The sequence below is a fragment of the Stagnimonas sp. FW305-C-60 genome (assembly GCF_058782965.1).
Genome location: NZ_JBYSYF010000002.1, coordinates 581444 through 603268 on the forward strand (window position 1 = coordinate 581444; position 21825 = coordinate 603268).

General features: G+C 67.4%; 22 protein-coding genes and 1 pseudogene. 13 read left to right on the forward strand and 10 right to left on the reverse strand.

The features are described 5' to 3' along the window. Genes cysT through AC3WT6_RS09605 form a run of 4 tightly spaced genes read left to right on the forward strand, consistent with a single transcriptional unit; the run spans position 1 to position 3187 of the window. A complete protein-coding gene (gene cysT, locus AC3WT6_RS09590; protein WP_492653350.1) occupies positions 1–873 on the forward strand; it encodes a sulfate ABC transporter permease subunit CysT in 873 nt (290 codons plus the stop codon). Further along, the gene (cysW, locus tag AC3WT6_RS09595; RefSeq protein WP_492653351.1) at positions 870–1787 is read left to right on the forward strand and encodes a sulfate ABC transporter permease subunit CysW; all 918 of its coding nucleotides are present in this window, start codon (positions 870–872) and stop codon (positions 1785–1787) included. Before cysT ends, cysW begins: the two co-directional genes overlap by 4 nt. Positions 1788–1836: 49 nt before the next feature. Further along, the gene (locus AC3WT6_RS09600; protein ID WP_492653352.1) at positions 1837–2961 is read left to right on the forward strand and encodes a sulfate/molybdate ABC transporter ATP-binding protein; all 1125 of its coding nucleotides are present in this window, start codon (positions 1837–1839) and stop codon (positions 2959–2961) included. A gap of 28 nt (positions 2962–2989) precedes the next feature. Beyond that, positions 2990–3187: an oxidoreductase-like domain-containing protein gene (locus AC3WT6_RS09605; protein ID WP_492653353.1), complete on the forward strand. Its 198-nt coding sequence runs from the start codon at positions 2990–2992 to the stop codon at positions 3185–3187. 28 nt (positions 3188–3215) lie between these two features. Here AC3WT6_RS09605 and AC3WT6_RS09610 read toward each other — a convergent pair whose 3' ends face one another. Then, on the reverse strand, positions 3216–3647 hold the full coding sequence (locus AC3WT6_RS09610) for a hypothetical protein (RefSeq protein WP_492653354.1): 432 nt from the start codon (positions 3645–3647) through the stop codon (positions 3216–3218). 144 nt (positions 3648–3791) lie between these two features. On the opposite strand from AC3WT6_RS09610, the gene AC3WT6_RS09615 reads away from it, so the two are divergent. Both AC3WT6_RS09615 and AC3WT6_RS09620 read left to right on the forward strand, forming a co-directional pair. Continuing rightward, the gene (locus AC3WT6_RS09615) at positions 3792–5924 is read left to right on the forward strand and encodes a peptidase M19 (RefSeq protein ID WP_492653355.1); all 2133 of its coding nucleotides are present in this window, start codon (positions 3792–3794) and stop codon (positions 5922–5924) included. Positions 5925–6017: 93 nt separating this feature from the next. After that, positions 6018–7826 (forward strand): acyl-CoA dehydrogenase, encoded by a 1809-nt coding sequence (locus AC3WT6_RS09620; protein WP_492653356.1) that lies wholly within the window; start codon positions 6018–6020, stop codon positions 7824–7826. Positions 7827–8099: 273 nt separating this feature from the next. Here the strand turns inward: AC3WT6_RS09620 and AC3WT6_RS09625 are convergent, their stop codons facing one another. The 3 genes from AC3WT6_RS09625 to AC3WT6_RS09635 form a co-directional block, all read right to left on the reverse strand. Then, a complete protein-coding gene (locus AC3WT6_RS09625; RefSeq protein WP_492653357.1) occupies positions 8100–9281 on the reverse strand; it encodes a hypothetical protein in 1182 nt (393 codons plus the stop codon). A 392-nt stretch (positions 9282–9673) separates the two neighbouring features. Continuing rightward, on the reverse strand, positions 9674–9994 hold the full coding sequence (locus AC3WT6_RS09630) for a putative quinol monooxygenase (RefSeq protein WP_492653358.1): 321 nt from the start codon (positions 9992–9994) through the stop codon (positions 9674–9676). Next, positions 9991–10539 carry an NADPH-dependent FMN reductase gene (locus AC3WT6_RS09635; protein ID WP_492653359.1) on the reverse strand — a complete coding sequence of 183 codons (549 nt, stop codon included), beginning with the start codon at positions 10537–10539 and terminating at the stop codon, positions 9991–9993. The genes AC3WT6_RS09630 and AC3WT6_RS09635 overlap by 4 nt, the downstream gene beginning before the upstream one ends. Before the next feature lie 73 nt (positions 10540–10612). Between AC3WT6_RS09635 and soxR the strand changes: the two genes are divergently transcribed. After that, positions 10613–11077 (forward strand): redox-sensitive transcriptional activator SoxR, encoded by a 465-nt coding sequence (gene soxR, locus AC3WT6_RS09640; RefSeq protein ID WP_492653360.1) that lies wholly within the window; start codon positions 10613–10615, stop codon positions 11075–11077. A gap of 11 nt (positions 11078–11088) precedes the next feature. Here soxR and AC3WT6_RS09645 read toward each other — a convergent pair. The 3 genes and pseudogenes from AC3WT6_RS09645 to AC3WT6_RS09655 all read right to left on the reverse strand — a co-directional run. Further along, a pseudogene (locus tag AC3WT6_RS09645) lies at positions 11089–11763 on the reverse strand (MBL fold metallo-hydrolase); the annotation flags it as partial. Between the two features lie 11 nt (positions 11764–11774). Then, the gene (locus AC3WT6_RS09650) at positions 11775–12602 is read right to left on the reverse strand and encodes a sulfite exporter TauE/SafE family protein (RefSeq protein ID WP_492653361.1); all 828 of its coding nucleotides are present in this window, start codon (positions 12600–12602) and stop codon (positions 11775–11777) included. Next, complete coding sequence (locus tag AC3WT6_RS09655) at positions 12595–12864, reverse strand: metal-sensitive transcriptional regulator (protein WP_492653362.1); 270 nt, start codon at positions 12862–12864, stop codon at positions 12595–12597. The genes AC3WT6_RS09650 and AC3WT6_RS09655 overlap by 8 nt, the downstream gene beginning before the upstream one ends. Before the next feature lie 11 nt (positions 12865–12875). On the opposite strand from AC3WT6_RS09655, the gene AC3WT6_RS09660 reads away from it, so the two are divergent. Both AC3WT6_RS09660 and AC3WT6_RS09665 read left to right on the forward strand, forming a co-directional pair. Further along, entirely contained in the window at positions 12876–13349 is a 474-nt protein-coding gene (locus AC3WT6_RS09660; protein ID WP_492653363.1) for a YeeE/YedE family protein, read from the forward strand. Then, positions 13346–13771: a DUF6691 family protein gene (locus AC3WT6_RS09665; protein ID WP_492653364.1), complete on the forward strand. Its 426-nt coding sequence runs from the start codon at positions 13346–13348 to the stop codon at positions 13769–13771. The genes AC3WT6_RS09660 and AC3WT6_RS09665 overlap by 4 nt, the downstream gene beginning before the upstream one ends. Positions 13772–13895: 124 nt before the next feature. Here the strand turns inward: AC3WT6_RS09665 and lysS are convergent, their stop codons facing one another. After that, complete coding sequence (gene lysS / locus AC3WT6_RS09670; RefSeq protein ID WP_492653365.1) at positions 13896–15398, reverse strand: lysine--tRNA ligase; 1503 nt, start codon at positions 15396–15398, stop codon at positions 13896–13898. Positions 15399–15426: 28 nt separating this feature from the next. Further along, positions 15427–16522, reverse strand: a protein-coding gene (prfB, locus tag AC3WT6_RS09675) for a peptide chain release factor 2 (protein WP_492653366.1) whose coding sequence is annotated in 2 segments (ribosomal slippage) — positions 15427–16449 and positions 16451–16522 — 1095 coding nt in all. Because the reading frame shifts where the segments join, the coding sequence is not laid out codon by codon here. A 176-nt stretch (positions 16523–16698) separates the two neighbouring features. Between prfB and AC3WT6_RS09680 the strand changes: the two genes are divergently transcribed. Beyond that, positions 16699–18141, forward strand: coding sequence for an OmpA family protein (locus AC3WT6_RS09680; protein WP_492653367.1), 1443 nt, complete (start codon positions 16699–16701; stop codon positions 18139–18141). Between the two features lie 106 nt (positions 18142–18247). Further along, a complete protein-coding gene (gene abc-f / locus AC3WT6_RS09685; protein WP_492653368.1) occupies positions 18248–20170 on the forward strand; it encodes a ribosomal protection-like ABC-F family protein in 1923 nt (640 codons plus the stop codon). Here the strand turns inward: abc-f and AC3WT6_RS09690 are convergent. Continuing rightward, entirely contained in the window at positions 20167–20391 is a 225-nt protein-coding gene (locus tag AC3WT6_RS09690) for a hypothetical protein (protein ID WP_492653369.1), read from the reverse strand. The genes abc-f and AC3WT6_RS09690 overlap by 4 nt on opposite strands. 68 nt (positions 20392–20459) lie before the next feature. Between AC3WT6_RS09690 and AC3WT6_RS09695 the strand changes: the two genes are divergently transcribed. After that, on the forward strand, positions 20460–20843 hold the full coding sequence (locus AC3WT6_RS09695) for a DoxX family protein (protein ID WP_492653370.1): 384 nt from the start codon (positions 20460–20462) through the stop codon (positions 20841–20843). Continuing rightward, on the forward strand, positions 20807–21823 hold the full coding sequence (gene rsgA / locus AC3WT6_RS09700; protein WP_492653371.1) for a ribosome small subunit-dependent GTPase A: 1017 nt from the start codon (positions 20807–20809) through the stop codon (positions 21821–21823). The genes AC3WT6_RS09695 and rsgA overlap by 37 nt, the downstream gene beginning before the upstream one ends. Positions 21824–21825: the final 2 nt, after the last annotated feature.

A 21825-nucleotide genomic window follows, 5' to 3' on the forward strand; every position in this document is an offset into this window, starting at 1 on the left:
ATGTCCATCGAACCTGTACCCGCACCATCATCTTCCGTGAGTCTCCGCAGCCGATCGCAGCGCCGCGCCATCCCGGGCTTCGGCCTCACCCTGGGCATCACGCTCAGCTATCTGTCGCTGATCGTGCTGATCCCCTTGGCCGGCGTTTACTTCAAGGCCGCCGGCCTGGGCTGGGATGGCCTTTTGCACACCCTGGGCTCGGCACGGGTGCTGGCCTCGCTCAAGCTCAGCTTCGGCGCGGCGCTGATCGCGGCGATCTTCAACGCCGTGTTCGGCCTCCTGGTGGCCTGGGTGTTCGTGCGCTACCGGTTTCCCGGAAAGCGCCTGTTCGACGCCTTCATTGATCTGCCCTTCGCCCTGCCCACCGCGGTGGCCGGCATCGCGCTCACCGCGCTCTACGCCGGCAATGGCTGGATCGGCCGGCACCTGGAGCCGCTAGGCATCCAGATCGCCTACCACCCCCTGGGCGTGGTAGTGGCGATGACCTTCATCGGCCTGCCCTTCGTGGTACGCACCGTCGAGCCGGTGCTAGCGGAGGCCGAGAAGGAACTGGAGGAGGCCGCCGCAACCCTCGGCGCCGGCCGCTGGATCACCATCACCCGGGTGATCCTGCCCAGCGTCTGGCCGGCGCTGCTGACCGGCTTCGCGCTAGCCTTCGCGCGCGCGGTCGGCGAGTACGGCTCAATCATCTTCATCGCCGGCAACATCCCGATGGTCTCGGAGATCACGCCGCTGCTGATCATCATCAAGCTGGAGGAATTCGACTACGCCGGCGCCACCGCCATCGCGGCGGCGATGCTGACGCTGTCCTTCATGCTGCTGCTGGCGATCAACCTGTTCCAGGCCTGGACACGACGGAGCCGCACCCGATGAGCGAACCCCGCGACCATTCGCTGCAAGACCCGCCCCAGCTGCCCTCCGAATTCGGCACCGGCCCGCTGGTCCGCAAGAACTCTGCGATCACCGAGCCGGCCTGGGTGCGCTGGCTGCTGGTCGCACTGGCGCTGGCCTTTCTCAGCCTGTTCCTGCTGCTGCCGCTGCTGTCGGTGTTCACCGAGGCCCTGCGCGACGGCTGGGGCACCTACCTGAGCGCGCTCCGCGAGCCGGACGCGATGGCAGCGATCCGGCTGACGCTGATCGCCGCACTGATCGCGGTACCGCTCAACCTGGGGTTCGGCGTCGCCGCCGCCTGGTGCATCGCCAAGTTCGAGTTCCGCGGCAAGCAGTTGTTGATCTCGCTGATCGACCTGCCGTTCTCGGTCTCACCGGTGGTCGCCGGCCTGGTCTATGTGCTGATCTTCGGCGCCCAGGGCTGGGCCGGCCCCTGGTTCGCCGCGCACGACATCAAGGTGATCTTCGCGGTGCCCGGCATCGCGCTAGCGACGGTCTTTGTGACCTTTCCCTTCATCGCCCGCGAACTGATCCCGCTGATGCAGGAACAGGGCACCGACGACGAGCAGGCGGCACTGACCCTGGGCGCCGGCGGCTTCCGCACCTTCTGGAGCGTGACCCTACCCAACATCAAATGGGGCCTGCTCTACGGCGTGCTGCTGTGCAATGCCCGCGCCTTCGGCGAATTCGGCGCGGTGAGCGTGGTGTCCGGCCACATCCGCGGCCAGACCAACACCCTGCCGCTGCACATCGAGATTCTCTACAACGAGTACGCCTTCGCCGCCGCCTTTGCGGTTGCCTCGCTGCTCGCCGGCCTGGCGCTGGTGACGCTCGCCCTCAAGACTTTCCTCGAATGGCGCTACGCCGATCAGCTTGCCGCTGCGCACCGCCACTGATCCTTTCGCAATCCGCAATCCGCAATCCGCAATCCGCAATCCGCAATCAATGGAAATCTCGATCCGCAATGTCCGCAAAACCTTCGCCGCCTTTCCGGCTCTGGCGGGCGTCGATCTCGACATCGCCAGCGGCGAGCTGATCGCCCTGCTCGGCCCTTCCGGCTCCGGCAAGACCACCCTGTTGCGCGCGCTCGCCGGCCTGGAGCCGATCGACTCCGGCCAGATCAGGTTCGGCGCCAGTGACGCCACCCATCTCTCGGTGCAGGAGCGCCGCGTCGGCTTCGTGTTTCAGCACTACGCGCTGTTCAAGCACATGACCGTCGAGGACAACATCGGCTTCGGCCTGTCGGTGCGCAAGGGCCAGGACAAGCCGACCAAGGCGGCAATCCGCCAGCGCGCGCAGGAGCTGCTCGAACTGGTGCAGCTCTCGGGCCTGGGCAAGCGCTACCCGGCCCAGCTCTCCGGCGGCCAGAAGCAGCGTGTCGCCCTGGCGCGCGCGCTCGCCATCGAGCCGCGCGTTTTGCTGCTCGACGAACCCTTCGGCGCGCTCGACGCCAAGGTGCGCAAGGATCTGCGCCGCTGGCTGCGCGAACTGCACGACAAGACCGGCGTCACCACCGTGTTCGTCACCCACGACCAGGAAGAGGCACTGGAACTCGCCGACCGGGTGGTAGTGATGAACCGCGGCCGCATCGAGCAGGTCGGCACCACGGCCGAGGTGTACGAGCAGCCGGCCACACCCTTCGTGTTCGACTTTCTCGGCAGCGTCAACCGCTTCCGCGGCGAGGTGCAGGGCGGCAAGCTCAGGATCAACGGCCTGAGCCTCGCGACCGACAGCGCGCTCTCCGGCGCGGTCGATGTCTACGTGCGTCCGCATGACCTGCGCCTGGTGGAGCCGACCAGCCCCGGCCTGGCGGCGCGCATCGTCGCGGTGCAGCGCACCGGCCCCATCGTGCGCGCTGGTGCTGCGCTGGCGCACGACGGAGCCCGCGTCGATGTCGAGCTCTCGCACCTGGACCCGCTGACCGCCGCCCTGGTGCCGGGCGCGCAGGTGCGGCTGCTGCCGGCGATCTACGGCCTGTTCCCGCCCGAAGGCGGCGCCACGCTCAAGACCTTGCCGGACGTGCTACCCAACGCGGTGCCGGAGCAGCGCGGCGACCGCGCCCGTGCCTGAGCGCCATCGCAACCGATAAACTGCGCGGGTGAATCCGCCTGCCCTGCCGCCCAAGCCCCAGCCGCCCCAGAACTACGACTGCTGCGGCGGCGGTTGCGCCGACTGCGATCTGCGCCTCTACGGCCGCGCGCTGAGCGAGTGGAAAAAACTGGCCGCCGCCCACGAGGCCGCGATCAGCGCCCCCTCCGAATCGGCGGCGCCAGTCACCACGGCCCTGCCGCGGTAAGCAGGACCGCCCGCGCGGCCGCTCCGACTCACTGCGGCTGGACCTCCAGCGCGCCGAGATCGACATGCCCCGCCTTGCTGTGCAGTTCCAGCTCGAAGCGGCCGGCGTGGTCGGCACTGAAGCTCAGCAGCGCCGGCTCGCCAGCTTTCACCGGCAGTTCCAGATCGTAGCCGTGCAGATGCAGCTCGCCGGTGCGGTCGCTGAGCAGGCGCAACTCCACCGTCGAACCCTGCGTCAGGCTCAGGCTCCGCGCCTCGCCCTTGAGCTTGCCGTCAGCGACCTCCAGCGCAAAGTGTGCGACGGGCGGCAATGGGGCCGGGGCGGCAACTTCAGTAGCCACCACCGGCGCGGGCAACGGCGCCGTGGCGACCACCGCGGGCGGAGTCGCAGGCTTGAACAGCCAGAACAAGCCGACCAGCAACAGCAAGGCGACAGCGACACTTACCAGGGCTCTCAGCATGGTCGTCAGGTTCTCTGCGGGAAATTTTGCGAAGGCGTTTTTACCATAGGTGCGAACGCAAATATGTCACTAGCATGTCGGCCACAAAAATGCCGGCTCGATTGTCATGCCCGGCACCGGCTTGCTTAGGTCAGGAGAGTCTGGATGCGCCGCTATTCCCTCGTGGTTTCCTCGCTGCTGCTCGGCGCCTTGCTGGTCGCCTGCGGCAGCTCCGAACAACCGAGCGGCGATGGTGGCGCCACCACTCCGGTGGTGCCCACCGCCAAGACCCGCTACGACCTCGCCAACGGCTGCTGGGCGCTACAGGCGCGCGCCACCCGGAGCTGGTGCGCGCGCAGTGGCAGCGGCTATGCGATGAGCGCCGCCAGCGCCAAGGCCGCCGAGCCGTTCTTCCTCAAGCCGACTGCGCTCGGCAAGTACATGATCTACGGCAAGGATCGCTCCTTCCTGACCGGCGACGGCGGCGCGGTGACCACCAGCACCGCCCTGGCCGAGCCCATCGACTGGTCCATCGACGGCGATCTTGCTCAGGGCTACACGCTGTATTCCGCCTCCGAAGCCGGCTACCTGAGCACCGGCACCGACGGCAGCCTGAGCCTGGCCACCAGCGCCGGTGATACCGCCAAGTTCGACTTTGAATGGGTGGAAGGCTGCAGCGAGTTCCCCGAAGTCAGTACCAACACCCTTGGCGAGACCTTCAAGGGCAGTGGCGAGGACCAACCGGTACTGGGCTTCGCCGACGTGCACGTGCACATCTCCGCCACCGATTTCCTCGGCGGCGCGCACTACGGCTACCCCTACTCGCGCTTCGGTGTCGAGGATGCGGTCGGCAACTGCCAGGCCAGGCACGGCCCCGACGGGCGCCTCGATCTGGTCGGCAATCTCTACGCCGGCACGCCGGACGCCACTCACGACAACATCGGCTGGCCGAGCTTCATCGACTGGCCGGCAGCGCACTCGCTGACCCACGAGGCCATGTACTACAAGTGGGTGGAGCGCGCCTGGAAGGCTGGCCTGCGGCTGATGGTCAACAACCTGGTGGAAAACCAGGTGCTGTGCACGCTCGCCTCGGTCAGCCAGCTGGGCCTGCCGACCAACTGCAACGAGATGGAAAACGCGGTCTCGCAGGCCGCCTTCATGCGCAATTTGCAGGACTACATCGACGCCCAGGAAGGCGGCCCCGGCAAGGGCTGGTACCGCATCGTCACCAGCCCCGAGGAAGCCCGCAAGGTGATCAACGAGGGCAAGATGGCGGTGGTGCTGGGCATCGAGATCTCGCACCTGTTCAACTGCAACGTCCGCTACCTCGCCAACCTCACCGAAGTCAGCGGCTGCACCGAGGCCGACATCGACGAGCAGATGGACCGGCTCTACGAACTGGGCGTGCGGCAGATGTTCCCGATCCACGAGTTCGACAATGCCTTGGGCGGCAACGGCATCTTCGACGGCGCCATCCTCAACATCGGCAACTTCGCCGACACCGGCAAGTTCTGGGGCACCTACGACTGCCCGGAAGACGACTACCTCTACGGCGCCGGCGCGATCATGACCACGGTGCCGGGCCTGGGCAACGATCCGCTCACCGCCCTGCTGCTGCCCATCCTCAACGGCGCGGTGCCGCTCTACAACTCCAGCAAGCTGCAATGCAATTCGCGGAGCATGACCAATCTCGGCGAGTACGCGTTCAAGAAGATGATGGAAAAGAAGATGATCATCGAGGTCGATCATCTGGAACTGAAGATCAAGAACCAGCTGCTCGACCTCGCCGAGGCGCAGACGCCGGTGTATCCGCTGGTTTCCACCCACGGCGGCCACGGCGGCATCAGCATGACGCAGGCGCAGCGCATCCTCGCCGGCGGCGGCCTGATCTACCCCTACAAGGGCAATGGCCGTCAGCACGTGGAAATGCTCGAGCGCCTCAAGCCGATCAAGAGCGACCAGTACCTGTTCGCGCTCGGCTACGGCGCCGACACCAATGGCATGGGCTCGCAGGCCAACCCGCGTGGCAGCGAGGCGGTGCCGGTGAGCTACCCCTTCACCCTGTTTAAGGGCAGCGACTGGGGCCCGCAGTTCGCCAAGGTCGCGCCGGTGACCTTCGATGAGCAGGTCAGCGGCGAGCGCGCCTTCGACATCAACGCCGAGGGCATGGCGCACTACGGCCTGGTGGCCGACTTCGTGGAAGAGGTGCGCCTGGAAGGCGGCAAGGAAGCGCTGGACGCGCTGTACAACTCCGCCGAAGGCTATCTGCAGATGTGGGAGCGCACGCTCAACCGTTAATGCAGCGCGGCCTCCTTCGCTGCGGAGGAGGCTGTCGGCTGGGCGGGGCTGCTAGTCTGTTGGCGAGGAGCCACCACCAACTAGAACCCCGCCATGCCCGAACTGATCCAACGCCGCGATCTTGATTTCCTGCTGCACGAATTCCTGCAGGTGGAGAAGCTCAGCGACTACCCGCGCTACGCCGGCCAGGACCGCGCCACCTACGACGGCGTGATCGACGCCGCAAGCACCCTGGCGGAAGAGCAATTCCTGCCGCACGCGGCGAAGATCGACGCCAACGAGCCGCACTTCGACGGCGAACGCGTGCACATCATCCCCGAGGTGAAGGCGGCGCTGGATGCCTATATCGAGGGCGGCTTCCTGAGCACCGCCTTCGACAGCGAGCACGGCGGCCTGCAACTGCCCTATACGATCTTCCAGGCGCTCAGCTCGCTGTTCACCGCCGCCAACATCGGCACCAGCGGTTATCTGTTCCTGACCGGTGCCGCCGCCAACCTGCTGCGCGCGCACGGCACCCCCGAGCAAAGGCGGCGCTACATGGCGCCGATGCTGTCCGGCCGCTACTTCGGCACCATGTGCCTGTCGGAGCCGCAGGCCGGCTCCAGCCTGGGCGACATCAAGTCCCGCGCCACGCCGCGCGCCGACGGCCGCTACGACATCAGCGGCAGCAAGATGTGGATCAGCGGCGGCGAGCACGAACTCAGCGAGAACATCGTGCACCTGGTGCTGGCGCGCATCGACGGCGCGCCGGCCGGGGTCAAGGGCATCTCGCTGTTCATCGTGCCCAAGTTCCGGGTCAACGACGACGGTAGCCACGGCGAGCGCAACGGCGTGCGCCTGCTCGGCCTCAACCACAAGATGGGCTATCGCGGCACCACCAACACCGCGCTCAATTTCGGCGAACGCGGCGACTGCCAGGGCGAGCTGGTCGGCGCCCCCGGCCAGGGCCTGGCCTGCATGTTCCACATGATGAACGAGGCCCGCATCGGCGTCGGCCTGAGCGCCGCCGCCCTCGCCTCCGCCGGCTACCGCTACAGCCTCGATTACGCCAAGACCCGCCTGCAGGGCCGTCCGGTCAGCAACAAGAATCCGGAAGCCAAGCCGGTCGCCATCATCGAGCACAGCGATGTGCGGCGCATGCTGTTGCAGCAGAAGGCCTATGTCGAAGGCGGCCTGGCGCTGTGCTTCTACTGCGCCCGCCTGGTCGATGAAGAGATGGCCAACCCCGACCCGAAAGCAAAGGCCGACGTCCATCTGCTGCTGGAGATCCTCACCCCCATCGCCAAAGCCTGGCCCAGCGAGTTCTGCCTGGAAGCCAACAAGCTCGCCATCCAGGTGCTCGGCGGCTATGGCTACACCCGCGACTATCCGGTGGAGCGGCTGTACCGCGACAACCGCCTGAACCCCATCCACGAGGGCACCAACGGCATCCAGGGCCTGGACCTTTTGGGCCGCAAGGTGATGATGCAGAACGGCGCGGCGTTCAAGCTGCTGCTGGCGAAGATGCAGGCCAGCATCGCCAGCGCCCAGGCCAGCGGCGACGCCGCGCTCGCCGAATACGCCGCCGCGCTCGCCAAGGCCATCGACGCCGCCACCCGCACCACCATGACCCTGGGCGCGGCGGCGGCGCAGGGCAAGGTTGATCTCTTCCTCGCCAATGCCCATCTCTATCTGGAGATGCTGGGCCACACCGTGATCGGCTGGATCTGGCTGCAACAGGCCACGCTGGCAACCCAGGCACTGGCCACCACCGCGAGCGCCGTCGACCGGGATTTTTACGAGGGCAAGCGCTGGGCCTGCCGCTACTTCATCCGCCACGAACTGCCGAAGGCGCTGCGCCAGGCCGAGCTGCTGGCGAGCCTGGACGACACCAGCCTGAACCTGCCGATTGCGGTCTTGTAACGGCGGGCTGGCGGAGATCAATCGGTGCGGTGGACGCAAGATTTCTCCGCCTGCAGAATGTGGCGCAAGCAGCGGATACGAGCCGGGTTCTACCCCCGTTTCCATGGACGGCAGGCAGCAAGGGGAAAGTGCAACGTACCGACGCTGCGGTGACCGCGTGCCACGCGGGCTAAACCTCACCCGCTAAATTGGCGCACAAGCCGTTGCCTTTCCACAGCAGCTAGACACCTCGCTCAAGGAGGGGGCCAGCAGCCGCCCCCCTCGACCAAGCCCTCACATCTCCGGCAGATCGAACATCGGACCGATGCGATAGCTACCGCCGCTGGTTTCGCCGCAGATCACCGGCGCCGCGCTGTCGACGAACACGGTGGAGTCGTCGGTGACCACGGCCCCAGGCAGTGACTCGCCGCCGCAGCCTTGCACCAGCTGGAACTCGCCGGTAGTGGCGTCGTACACGCGATCACCGACGAGAACGAAGCGCCCGCTAGGCGACAGTGGCCCGCTGCCGATGATCCGCGAGCTGGAGGTTTGCAGATTGAAGTAATCCGGATCGGCGGCGCCGCTGTGCCGGCTCTTGCCGATGATCACTGCGGCTCCGCTCGCCGCGACCCAGCCTGGGCGCACCCCCGCCGTGGTCACGCTGATGGTGAGGCCGTCCGACTGCCGGGTCACCTGAGCGCCGCCGGTGGTCCAGGAGCTCCAGCGCAGGATCACGTCACCGTCCGCCGAGACCGCCACCCCGTCGTAGGCCGCAGCACCCGACGGGATCGGCACCTCGGTAGCGGTTGCCCTGTCGAAGCGGAACAGACCCTGCCCTTCCGGCCCGCCACCGCCCGGCGAACGGCAGCACCAGTTGGGGACGTAGAACAGGTGCTCTCCGTCGGCGCTCACCCGGACTTCTACCGCAGTCACGCAATCGCCTTCCAGGCCGATATGCCCGGGGGCGGCAAACGATGCGCCGGCGGTCGAGCGTAGCAGCGCCACCGCGCCGATCTCCTCGAGATCGTCGCGACAGGGGCCGGTGCCCTGATCCGCATACCATTGCCCGTCGTCGGAAAAGCTGGCGCCGGCCGGCAGCACACCCGCAGGCGATATCGCGCCGCTCACCAAATCCAGCAGCGAGTCGCCGAAGCGCAGCAAGCGCCCTCCGCTCGAAACGCCATGCACGGGGGTATCCGACAGCTTGCTGACCACCGGCCCGGCAATCAGCGAGGATTGCTCGGCACTGGGCGCGCCTTCGACGCCGTCGGCGACGCTGGTCATGACGAAGTAATAGCGGCCGGCGAACGGCACGGTGAGCGGCGCGCTCGCCGGGACGTCGGCCACTCGCCTGCCGCCAAGCGCGGCGTAGTTGGCTGGGCTGAGCCCCGCCGCAGGACCGTAATACAAGTTGTACGCCGTGGCCCCCTCGACGCTGCCGCGTTCGACGGTGGCCGTACGAAAGCCTGCGGTCACTTCAAATGCAGGAGCCGCGGGTGGTCCCGGTGGTGGCGTTATCGAGAGGGTACTTCTGTCCCCGTCCGAACAGCCCACGGCAAGAAGTATCGCCATGAACGCAAGCAGCCTAGCGCCGTTCACAATTTTCATATCGCCTCCGGTGCCAGCCAGACGCAGGCCCAATATCTCTGCCTCGCCGATTGGACCAGCATATTCTCACAGTAGACAGCCACCCGGGTTTGTCACTGCGGTGAGCGACGGCTGTATTACTCCGGCGATCTGGGGTCAGGGGCGCGAGAACGGCATGGAGACGAGTCTGCCGGCCCTTAGCGTATTGCGGAGGAGCCAGATTGATGCCGCTCCGCGGCAACTAGCAAGAAGTGCGAACAAGCGGCCATAAACCACCTGGCTCAAATCACCCCATTCGCATACGCCAACTGGTAGGCGCTGGGATCGGTCTTTTCCAGCAGCGGCGCGAGGCGGCTGCGATGGGTGGTGAAGATCGGGCTGGCCAGAAACCGCTGAAACGCGGCCTCACTCTCGAACACCGAGACCATCAGCGCGCTGCCGCGCTCGGCGTTGCCGTACAGGCGGCCGCCGAGCAGGCCGGGCACCTTTCCGCGCATGGCCTCCAGGCCCTCGCGCTGCACGCGCAGGAATTCCGGCAACTGGCCCGGTCTGATCGTGAACTGGTTGATGAGCGTGTACGGCTGGCTGGATGCGCTGTTCATGCGGCAGCCTCCCAGACGACGGGCCTTGGCGGCGCAGACGACAGCGATGTCGTCACTGCCCGCAGCTCACTGAGCAGCCGCGCCATCGCGCGCTCGGCCGCGTCGGGCCGGCGCAGATAGCCGCGGGCATCGAACTGCTCCCAGGCATTGGCAAAGCTCAGGGTCTCGCCAACCAGCTTCGCGCCGCGCTCGGCAAACCGCTGCCGCAAGGGTTCCACAGCGGGCAGGCCGCCACTGGCGCCGCCGAAACTGACGAAGGCCACCGGCTTGGCACCCCAGTAGAGGTCCAGCAGGGCGATGCCGGCTTGCAGACCGTCCGAATCGTCGTGCCCTTCTCCTGGCACCACCAGAATCAGCGCATCGGCGCGCGCGAGCCGCTCCGCCGCATCCGCGTCCGCCAGCCGGCTTGGGTCGATCGGGTCGACGGCATAGGTTTCATGCTTCCAGACCTGCTCGGCCACCCAGCCGGCGACGGTGTCGCAGAAGCAGCTCTCGCGCGTGCTGCCATAGATCAGTGCCACTTTGATCCTGCTATTGCTGCCCATCGCTCACCTCCGTTGTGATTGAACGGCAGGCAGGGTAAAACCTGAACCTAACTTAAGGTCAAGAACTTTTTTCATGCCACCGATCACGGCCGAGGATTTCGCCCGCCCCCTGAGCATCGGCGAGCTGGCGCAGCGCAGCGGTGTGGCGGTTTCGGCCCTGCACTTCTATGAGGCGAAGGGGCTGATCGTGAGCTTTCGCAACGCCGGCAACCAGCGCCGTTACCCACGCGGCATCCTGCGACGGGTGGCGGTGATCAAGGCGGCACAGCGCCTGGGCGTGCCGCTCGCCGCCATCCACCAGGCGCTCTCGGTGCTGCCCCAAGACAAGGCGCCGACCGCGAAGGACTGGCGCAAGCTGTCGGCACGCTGGAAGGCCGATCTCAACGAGCGCATCCGCCGGCTGGAGCTGTTGCGCGATCAGCTCGATGGCTGCATCGGCTGCGGTTGCCTTTCGCTCAAGGACTGCCCGCTGCGTAATCCCTGGGACCGTCTGGGCGATCAGGGTCCGGGGCCACGGCTCCTGGAGCCGGAGCCCTAGCCGGCGATGCGCCCGCAGGCCAGATTGGCCGGCACCGCGACGTCCATCAGCTTCGGCGTTGGCAGCTTGAGGCTGGCCATCAGCGCCGCGTATTCCTCGGCGCTGCGCACCCGCAGGCGCGGGTTCCAGCGCCGCTCCTCGCCGATGGTGGAGACCGTCCAGCCCTTGTAGTCGTGGCCGGGGTACACCAGCGTGTCATCGGGCAGCTTCAGCAGCTTATTGAACAGCGAGTCGTAGGCGGCGTAGCTGTCGCCGTTCTGAAAATCAGTGCGGCCGGTGCCGCGGATCAGCAGGGCGTCGCCGGTGAACACGCGGTCGTCCATCACCAGGCTGTAGGACTCGTCGGTGTGGCCGGGCGTGTACAGCGCGCGCAGGCAGAGGCCACCGACGCGCAGGATCTCGCCGTCGCGGAAGCGCTCGTTCACGCACTCGGCCTTGCTCTGCTCGCCCATGCGGGTGACGCAGGCGGTGGCGTCGCGCAACACGCCCAGGGCGGTGACGTGGTCGGCGTGGGTGTGGGTGTCGACCGCCACCACCAGGCGCAGCTCCAGCTGGTCGATTAGGCGCATGTACTGCGCCGCCTGCTCACGCACCGGGTCGATGATCAGGGCCTCGCCGCCAGGGCCATCGGCCAACAGATAGCTGTAGGTACAGGACTCGGCATCGAACAACTGGCGAAACAGCATCGGCGTTCTCCTCAACGCAGGGCGGACAGGGCCATGCCCAGGGCAACCAGCAGCATCAGGCCGGCAAAGCCGCGCTGCAGCTTAGGGCCGGCCAGACCGGGCGCGAGCCGGCGCCCGAAGAGCATGCCAAGCACCGCGGCCAGCACGAAGGGCCAGACCAGACTGAAGGGCGGCAGGTTGTGGTGCGCCGCCGACCACGCCACCGCGCCGCCGCTGACCAGAGCCACGAACAGCAGCGAGGTAGCGACTGCCGAGTGCATCGACAGCTCGGTGACCTGGCGCATCGCCGGCACCACCACGAAGCCGCCGCCGACGCCGAGCAGGCCGGACAGCAGGCCGGTAAAGGCGCCGGTGGCGGTCAGCGCTACCGCGCAGGGCGAAGTCCAGCTGAAGCGACCGGTGGCTGGATTGAGCTTGCAGAGCATCTCGGCACTTTCCTGCGCCGGCAGCGGCACGCCGCCGCGCGCGACCTCGGCTTCCTGCGTCTGTCGGTACAGACGGACCGCCGCCACCGCCATCAGCAGCGCAAACAACAGTTCCAGCACGGCATACGGCCAGCGCTGCGCCAGCCACAGCCCCAAGGGCGCGCACAGCAGGCCGGCGGCGGCCATCAGGAAGGCCGCGCGGTAACGCACCAGCCCCAGACGCCAGCCCGACCAGGCCCCCACCGCCGCCGAGGCCGCCACCGCGGTCAAGGCCATTGACGCGGCCAGGGGAAAGCTCCAGCCCAGCCCGGCCATCAGCAGCGGCACGGCGAGAATCGCGCCGCCAGCGCCGGTGAGGCCCAGCACCAGACCCAGAAACAGACCTATGCCCAGCAGTGGCAGCAGCTCAGCCATAGCGCGCCAGCAGTTCGCTCAGGTGCTTGACGCCCTCGAGCCGGGCCGCGTCCAAGCCGGCCTCGGCCAGCTCGCGGCGCAGCATGCAGGCGATCAGATCGTAGAAGGCGCGGTCCAGCGCCTTGCGCGCGGCGGCCAGCTGCTGGGCGACCCGCTCGCAGTCCTCCTCGCGCTCGACCATGGCGGCCACCGCACGCACCTGGCCTTCTGCGCGCTTCAAGCGCGCCAGCACCTGGGCCTTGCTGTCTTGCCAGTCGGACACGGCGCTCTCGTTTGCTGGAATGCTCGGCATTCCATACCCTACCCGGTATCCCGTCAATTCAACTTCGCGTCGCTTTCATGCACGACTATCTGCACGCCGCCGTGGGCGGTGCCCTGATCGGTGTTTCAGCCCTGCTGCTCTACGCAAGGTCTGGCCGCCTGGCCGGCATCAGCAACATTTTTCACGCCGCGTTCTGGGGGCCGGACCGCGCCTGGCGCTGGCTGTTCCTGACCGGCCTGGCGGCGGGCGGCTGGTTGGCGCTGGCGGCCGCGCCCAGTGCGCCGGCGGCGAACACGCCCCCGGTCTGGCTGCTGGTCTCGGGGCTGCTGGTCGGCTTCGGCACGCGTCTGAGCAATGGCTGCACCAGCGGCCACGGCATCTGCGGCCTCGGCCGGCTGTCGCTGCGCTCGCTGGTGGCGGTGCTGGTATTCATGGCGATGGGCGTACTCAGCGCCAGCCTGCTGACCGCCGGAGTGCATCGGTGAGCAACGACAACACCACGCCTTCCCCCTTGCTCTCGCTGCTGGCTGGCGCGCTGTTCGGCGCCGGCCTGGTGATTTCCGGCATGGCCGAACCCGGCAAGGTGCTGGCCTTCCTGCATCTGGGGCCGGGCTGGGACGCCTCGCTGGCCTTCGTCATGGGCAGCGCGCTGGCGATCACCGTGCCCGGCTTCTGGTGGCTGCGCAAAACCGGGCGCGCGCCGGCAACCGAGCGCGGCCGCATCGACGCGCCACTGCTCATTGGCGCCGGACTGTTCGGCCTGGGCTGGGGCATCGCCGGCTATTGCCCGGGGCCGGCGCTGGTGGCCTTCAGCCAGGGCAGTGGTGGCGCGCTCTGGCTGGTGCCGGCGATGTTTGTCGGGCAGTGGCTGGCAGATCTGGTTTCGCGTAGATCGTCAGCGGACTAAAGCTCGGCTGCTGCGTCCCAGCGCCACCGCCCCCACCCTGACCCTCCCCCGCTTGCGGGGGAGGGAAGGTCACAGAGGCTTGGCCGGGTCAATTAATGGGTTTCCGGCCGCATGGCCGGATCGGTTAATTGCTTTCCGGCCTCATGGCCGGAAACAGCAACACATCGCGGATCGAGGCGCTGTCGGTGAGGAACATCACCAGGCGGTCGATGCCGATGCCTTCGCCGGCGGTCGGCGGCAGGCCGTACTCCAGGGCGCGGATGTAGTCGGCGTCGAAGAACATCGCCTCGTCGTCGCCGGCGGTCTTGGCGTCGGCCTGGGCGTGGAAGCGCGCGGCCTGATCGTCGGCGTCGTTCAACTCGCTGAAGCCGTTCGCCACCTCGCGGCCGCCGAGGAAGAACTCGAAGCGGTCGGTGACCTCCGGGTTGGCGTCATTGCGGCGCGCCAGCGGCGAGACCTCGGTGGGATATTCGGTGATGAAGGTGGGGTCGAGCAGGTTCTCTTCCACCGTCGCTTCGAACAGCTCGGTGAGCAGCTTGCCGGCACCATAGCCGGGCTGCGGATTGCCGCCCTTGGCCTTGAGTATGGGACGCAGGTAGTCGGCGTCACCCAGGCGCGTGGCATCCAGTTCGGGATTCGCCTTGAGCACGGCCTCGGCCATGGTCCAGCGGTTGAACGGTTTGCCAAGGTCGTAGTCCCGGCCCTGGTAGCTGAGCTGGGCGCTACCGTTGACGGTGAGAGCGCAGTCGCGGATCAGGTTCTCGGTCAGGTCCATCAGGTCGCGGTAGTCGGCGTAGGCCTGATAGAACTCCAGCATGGTGAACTCGGGGTTGTGACGCGTGGAGAGCCCCTCGTTGCGGAAGTTGCGGTTGATCTCGTAGACCTTCTCGAAGTGGCCGACCACCAGGCGCTTCAGGTACAGCTCCGGCGCGATGCGCATGTACAGCTCGCGGTCCAGCGCATTGTGGTGGGTGATGAAGGGCCGCGCGGTGGCGCCGCCGGGGATCGGCTGCAGCATCGGCGTCTCGACTTCCTGGAAGCCCAGGGTATCGAGGAAGTTGCGGATGAAGCGAACGATCTTGGTGCGCTTCTCGAACACCGTCTTGACCTCGGGATTGACGATGAGGTCGAGGTAGCGCTGGCGATAGCGGGTCTCGGTATCGGTGAGGCCCGCCCACTTCTCCGGCAGCGGCCGGAGGTTCTTGGTCAGGAGTTCCAGCGACTCCGCCCAGACCGACAGCTCGCCGGTCTTGGTGCGGAACACCCGGCCCTTCACGCCCAGGATGTCGCCGATGTCGGCGCTCTTGAACTGCTCATAGCTCTCCGCACCCAGGGTGTTGATCTGGCAGAAGATCTGGATGCGGCCGCTGGAGTCCTGCAGGGTGCCGAAGCTGGCCTTGCCCATGACGCGCTTGAGCATCAGGCGGCCGGCAATGGCAAAGCGCTCCGGGAGCGCGTCCAGCGCCTCGGCGGTGCATTCGCCGAAGCTGCCGTGCAGGTGTTCGGCCAGGGTGTCGCGGCGAAAGCCGTTGGGGTAGGCCTTGCCGGCGGCGCGCAGGGCCTCCAGCTTTTCACGGCGCACCGCGATCAGTTGATTCTCGTCCTGCGGCTTGTGCTCTTCGGTCATGACTGTGCGACTCGGCTAGGCGGAAGCTCTACAGCCCCTGCTTGAGGCTGGCTTCAATGAAGGGATCGAGGTAGCCGTTGAGCACCTTGTCGGTGTCGGCGATTTCCACCCCGGTGCGCAGATCCTTGATCCGCGACTGGTCGAGCACATAGCTGCGGATCTGGCTGCCCCATTCGATGTCGCTCTTGGAGTCCTCCACCCGCTGCTTCTCGGTGTTGCGCTTCTGCAACTCGACTTCGTAGAGCTTGGACTTCAGCATCTTCATCGCGTTGTCGCGGTTGGCATGCTGGCTGCGCTGGGTCTGGCAGGAGACGACGATGCCGCTGGGGACGTGCTTGATGCGGATCGCCGACTCGGTCTTGTTGACGTGCTGGCCACCGGCGCCGCTGGAGCGGTAGGTGCCCACTTCCAGGTCGGCCGGATTGATCTCGATATCGATGTTGTCGTCGACCTCGGGGCTGACGAACACGCCGGCAAAGCTGGTATGGCGGCGGTTGCCGGAGTCGAACGGACTCTTGCGCACCAGGCGGTGCACGCCGGTCTCGGTACGCAGCCAGCCGTAAGCATAGGGGCCGCTCACCGAGAAGGTGGCGCTCTTGATGCCGGCGACTTCACCGTCGGACTGCTCCAGGAGTTCGGTCTTGAAACCCTTGCTGTCGGCCCACTTCAGATACATGCGCAAGAGCATGCTGGCCCAGTCCTGGCCCTCGGTGCCACCGGCTCCGGACTGGATGTCGACGAAGCAGTTGGAATTGTCCATCTCGCCGGAGAACATGCGCTTGAACTCCATCTCGTCGGCGAGCTTCTGCAGCCCCTCGACGTCATGGATGATCTCGTTGATGGTGCCGGCGTCGCCCTCGGCCTCGGCCATCTCCAGCAGTTCCAGCGCGTCCTTCAAGCCGGCTTCGGCCTTGTCCAGCGGCTGGATGATGTCTTCCAGCTTGGCGCGCTCGCGGCCCAGGCCCTGGGCCAGCTCGGGCTTGTTCCAGATGTCGCCGCGTTCCAGCTCGGCGCAGACCTCGATCAGCCGGTCCTTCTTATTAGCGTAGTCAAAGATAGCCCCGCAGGGCGTCGAAACGCGCCTGCAGAGCCATCACCTCTTCTCGAATTTTGTTGGGTTCCATCGCGACCGCCACCTCGAAAGGGCGCGCAGTATAGACGCCGGCCTGTAAGCTCACCATGCAGGTTGTGCGAGCCGCACCGGAGTGTTACAAAAGCAATGGAGACGGCGGGCCTTCATGGTCACCGTAAATTTCAACGATTCCAACAACAAACCCCGGACCGCATGAAAGGGACGCCTATGAACTACCGCCTTGGCACGCTCGGCTTGATCGCCGCGCTGGTGCTTTCCTTCCCCACGCACGCTCAGGACGAGGAATACGCCAGTAGCGACGACAGTAGCGGCAGCAGCGTCAAGGCCCGGCTCGGCCAGCACCTGTATGTGTCGCCGATGTTCAGCTATCTGAAGGCGGCCGATGCGCGCGGCACCGACGACGGCCTGGGCGGCCAGCTCGCCATCGGCAAGAGCCTCACTTCCGGTCTCAATCTGGAACTGACCGCCGGCTATCTGACCGCCGACGCCAAGAACGGCGGCAGCTCGGCCTCGATCACCAGCGTCGGCATCGGCGCCATGGTGTTCCCGCTCACCTCCCTGCCCGACCTCTACGTCCCGATCAATCTGCAGCGCGGCCAGATCAAGGACCACCCCGGCGTCATCACCGACTACGGCACCACCCTGTTCGACATCGGCCTCGGCTACCTGCTGTCGCTGGGCGATCTCGGCGGCCTGTTCCCCGGTGCCGCCCTGCGTACCGAGGTGAAGTACCGCATCGACGCCCACGGCCGCGAGCAGGCTGGCGACGATGCCAGCACCGCCGACAAGTCCTTCTATGAAGGTGTGGCCTCGGTCGGCCTGCTGCTGCCCCTGGGCGCGGCTGCCGCCGCCCCGGCCGAAGCGCCGGCCGAAACCACCGAGCCGGTCGCCATCGTCGACAGCGGCGCCGACTCCGACGGTGACGGTGTCACCGACGAACTCGACCAGTGCCCCGACACCCCGGCCGGCACCGCCGTCAACGAATCCGGCTGCCCGCTGGAAGCCGCCCCGATCGCCGAGCCCAGCAGCCCCTGCGAGGCCCCTGGCCCCGGTGAGGCCATCGACCTCAACGGCTGCAAGACCGGCGACACCGTGGTGCTGCGCGGCGTCAACTTCGAGCTCGATTCCGCCAAGCTCACCGCCAACGCCAAGACCATCCTCGACGGCGTCGCCGACTCCCTGCTGGCCGCCCAGGCCCTGCATGTGGAAATCGGCGGCCACACCAGCTCGGAAGGCTCCGACAGCTACAACCTCAAGCTCTCCGACAACCGCGCCGAAGCGGTGCGTCAGTACCTGCTGGCGCGCGGCGTCGATGGTTCGCGCCTGACCGTCAAGGGCTATGGCGAAGGCAGCCCGGTGGCCGACAACGCCACCGCCGAAGGCCGCGAGCTGAACCGCCGCGTCGAACTGAAGGTGACCGAGGGTGGTGCCGCCGCCCCGGCCGCCGAAGCGCCGGTGGAAGCCGCCGCTCCGGCCGAAGAAGCCGCGCCGGTGGAGGAAGCCGCTCCAGTGGAAGCAGCGACCCCGACCGAAGAGGCCGCACCGACGGAAGCCGCGCCGATCGAGGAGGCCGCCCCGGTTGAGGGCGAGCCCACCCCGGTGGAAGGCGAGCCGGCACCGGAAGTGATGGACGCCCAGCCGGTGCAGTAAACCGCGCTGCGACAAGAATAAAGCCCGCCCTTGGCGGGCTTTTTCTTGGCCGGGAGTCTGGCCCGCGGCACCGCCATCACCGCCTGCGCGTACAATCCGCGCCCTCATGCTCGCCCTCCAGAACCTCACCCTGCGCCGCAGCGCCCGCACGCTGCTGGAAAATGTCTCGGTCACCATCCACTCCGGCCAGAGGGTGGGCGTGATCGGCAAGAACGGCGTCGGCAAGTCCACCCTGTTCGCCGCCATCCGCCGCGAGCTGATGCCGGACGGTGGCAGCATCGACCTGTCGAAGAACCTGGTGGTCGCCAATGTCTCGCAGGACACGCCGGCGCTGGACCAGCCCGCCATCGAGTACGCGCTCGACGGCGACGTCGAGCTGCGTCAGCTGGAAAAGCGCATCGCCGACTTGGAGCAGCGCATCGAGCTGCATCCCACCGACGCCGACATCGACAATCTGGTCAAGGCCCACGACCGGCTGGCGATGATCGACGGCTATGCCGCCAAGGCCCGCGCCGCCCAGCTGCTGCATGGCCTGGGCTTCGTGCCCAGCAAGCAGGACAACCCGGTGGCGAGCTTTTCCGGCGGCTGGCGCATGCGCCTGAACCTGGCGCGCGCGCTGCTGCGCCGCTCCGACCTGCTGCTGCTCGACGAGCCCACCAACCATCTCGACATGGACGCCTCGCTCTGGCTGCAGGAAGAGCTGATGGTGTTCCCCGGCACGCTGCTTCTGATCTCGCACGACCGCGACTTCCTTGACGCCGTCTGCACCCACACCCTGCATCTGGAACGCGAGAGCGCGACCCTCTACGTCGGCGGCTACTCGCAGTTCGAGCGCCAGCGCGCCGAGCGCCTGAGCCAGCAGGCGATGACCCACGAGAAGCAGCAGCAGCGCGTCGCGCACTTGCAGAGCTTCATCAACCGCTTCAAGACCCACGCCAGCAAGGCGCGGCAGGCGCAGAGCCGCATCAAGGCCCTGGAACGCATGGAGCTGGTGGCGCCGGTACTGGCCGAAAACGAGTTCGACTTCAGCTTCCGCAAGCCGGAAAAGGTGCCGAGCCCGCTGATCCACATCACCAACGGCCAGGCCGGCTACACCGGCAAGCCGCTGCTGACCAAGCTCAAGCTCTCGCTGCAGCCGGGCGAGCGGGTGGCCCTGCTGGGTGCCAACGGCGTCGGCAAGTCGACGCTGATGAAGAGCCTGGCGGGAGCGATGCCCTTTCTCGGTGGCGAGATCGTGCGCTCACCCGATCTCAAGGTCGGCTACTACGCCCAGCACCAGCTGGAGCAGCTCGACCCTCAAGCCAGCGGCTTTCTGCACCTGCGCCGGCTCGATCCCAAGGCCAGCGAACAGAGCCTGCGCGACTACCTGGGCCAGTTCGCCTTCCACGGCGAGCGGCAGATGGAGCCCATCGCGCCCTTCTCCGGCGGCGAGAAGGCGCGGCTGGCGCTGGCCCTGGTGGTCTACCAGCGGCCGAACTTGTTGTTACTCGATGAGCCGACCAACCATCTCGACCTGGAAATGCGCCAGGCGCTGGAGATGGCGATCAACGACTACCCGGGCGCGGTGGTGCTGGTCAGCCACGACCGGCATCTGGTGCAGAACGTCTGCGACACGCTCTGGCGGGTGGCGGATGGCAGCTGCGCGCCCTTCGACGGCGATCTCGACGACTACGCCGCCTGGCTGCGCGACGAGCGCCGCAAGGCGCAGCGCGGCGAGTCGGCCGCGCGCAAGACCGCCGCGGCCAATGCCGCGCCCACGCCGGTGGCTGCCACTGTGGTGGTCGAAACCGCCAAGCCCAGTGTCAGCAAGGCCGACAACAAGGCCAACCGCGAGAGCCTGCGCGCGCTCGACAAGCAGATCGCCAAGCTCACCGCCGAGTTGAAGAAGCTCGACGAACAGTTGGCCGACCCCGGCATCTACGACGCCGCCAAGCGCGCCGAAGCCACCAAGCTGCAACAGCGCCAGGCCGCCGCACGCGCCGAGCTGGCCACGGCCGAGGAACAGTGGCTGGAGCTGAGCGAGGGCTAGAACTCGAGGGGATCGGGCGGAAAGTCCGCAGATCCCGCCTCCTCGAAGGTCTGCCGAGCCGCCCAGAGATTGTCGACCAGATTGGGATAACGACGACCGGCCGCCTTCGCACGGGCTTCGGCCGCGGCGCGCGCCAGGGGACTCAGCTTGCTCACCGGCTTCGAGGATTTCGGAGTCGGCTTCTTCCACGGCGGAATCGGCGGATCGCGGCGGTCAGGCATGGCGTGCTGCGGGTTTCGGAACCGGCGCACAGCCTACAATCCCCAGCGATTCCAAGAACCCAGCACCGATGAGCAACGGCAAAAAGATGGGCCTGACCGTGGTCTTCCTGTTTTTCCTGTTCGGCGGGGTCGGCCATTTCCTTGCCACCGATTTCTTCGTGCACATCGTGCCGCCCTACATCCCCTACCCGCGCGCCGTGGTCTGGCTCAGCGGCGTCGCCGAACTGCTGCTGGCCTTCAGCCTGCTCTCGGCCCGCCTGCGCTCCGGGGCCGGCTACGCCCTGCTGGCGCTGATCTGCGGCGTCTCGCTGGCCAATATCCACATGTGGCTGCACCCGGAGCTGTTTCCGGAGATGCCGGAATGGGCGCTGACGCTGCGGCTGCTGCTGCAAGTCGGACTGCTCTACCTGACCTGGTGGAGCAGCCGTCCCTCGCCGGCCGGGCCAGCCTGATGTCGTCCGGCCCCGACCACGCCCTCGCCGGCCTGGGCTGGAACGCCGCCTGGGAGCAGGCCCTGGCGGCCTTGCCCGCCATGCCCGGCCGGCCGGTGCGCATCATCGAGCAGCACCGCAGCGAGTACCGCGTCGATGACGGCCAGCGGGAGTTCAGCGCGCGCACGCATCCGGCGCTGCACAAGACGCTGACCGAACTCGACGAGGGCCTCGCCGTCGGCGACTGGGCGCGCTACCAGGACGAGGGCGGCTGGCTCACGCAACTGATCCCGCGGCGCAATCTGCTGGAACGCAGCCGCGAGGACGGCCGCCGCCAGCGGCTGGTGGCGAATGTCGATACCGCCCTGCTGGTGATGGGCCTGGATGGCGACTACAAGCCCGAGCGATTGGAGCGCTACCGGCTGCTGGCGGTCGCCGCCCAGGTGCGGCCGGTGGTGGTGCTGACCAAGAGCGACCGCGCCGAGAACCTGCCGGCACTGCGTGCCGAGATCGAAGCCCTGGTCGGTGCCGGCACGCCGGTGCATGCGCTCGATGCCCGCAGCCCGGAGGCGCCCGCCCTGCTGGCGCCCTATCTGGCGCCGGGCCAGACCCTGGTGCTGCTGGGCTCCTCGGGCGTCGGCAAGTCGACGCTGATGAACCAGCTGCTGGGCCGCGAGGCGCAGCGCACCGGCAGCACCCAGGTGCAGGACGATCTCGGCCGCCACACCACCACCGCGCGCTTCCTGCGCCGGCTACCGGGCGGCGCCTGCCTGATCGATACCCCCGGCCTGCGCGAACTCAAGCTCAACCGCGAACAGGCGCAAGTGGAGGACGATTTCTCCGACGTGCGCCGGCTGGCGGCACAGTGCCGTTTCAACGACTGCCGGCACCAGCGCGAACCCGGTTGCGCGGTGACCCGTGAACTCAGCGCCGAGCGTCTCGCCGCCTACCGCGCCAGCCTGGAAGCCAAGCCGGCCAGGTTCCGTCGCGGCCGCAGCTAGCG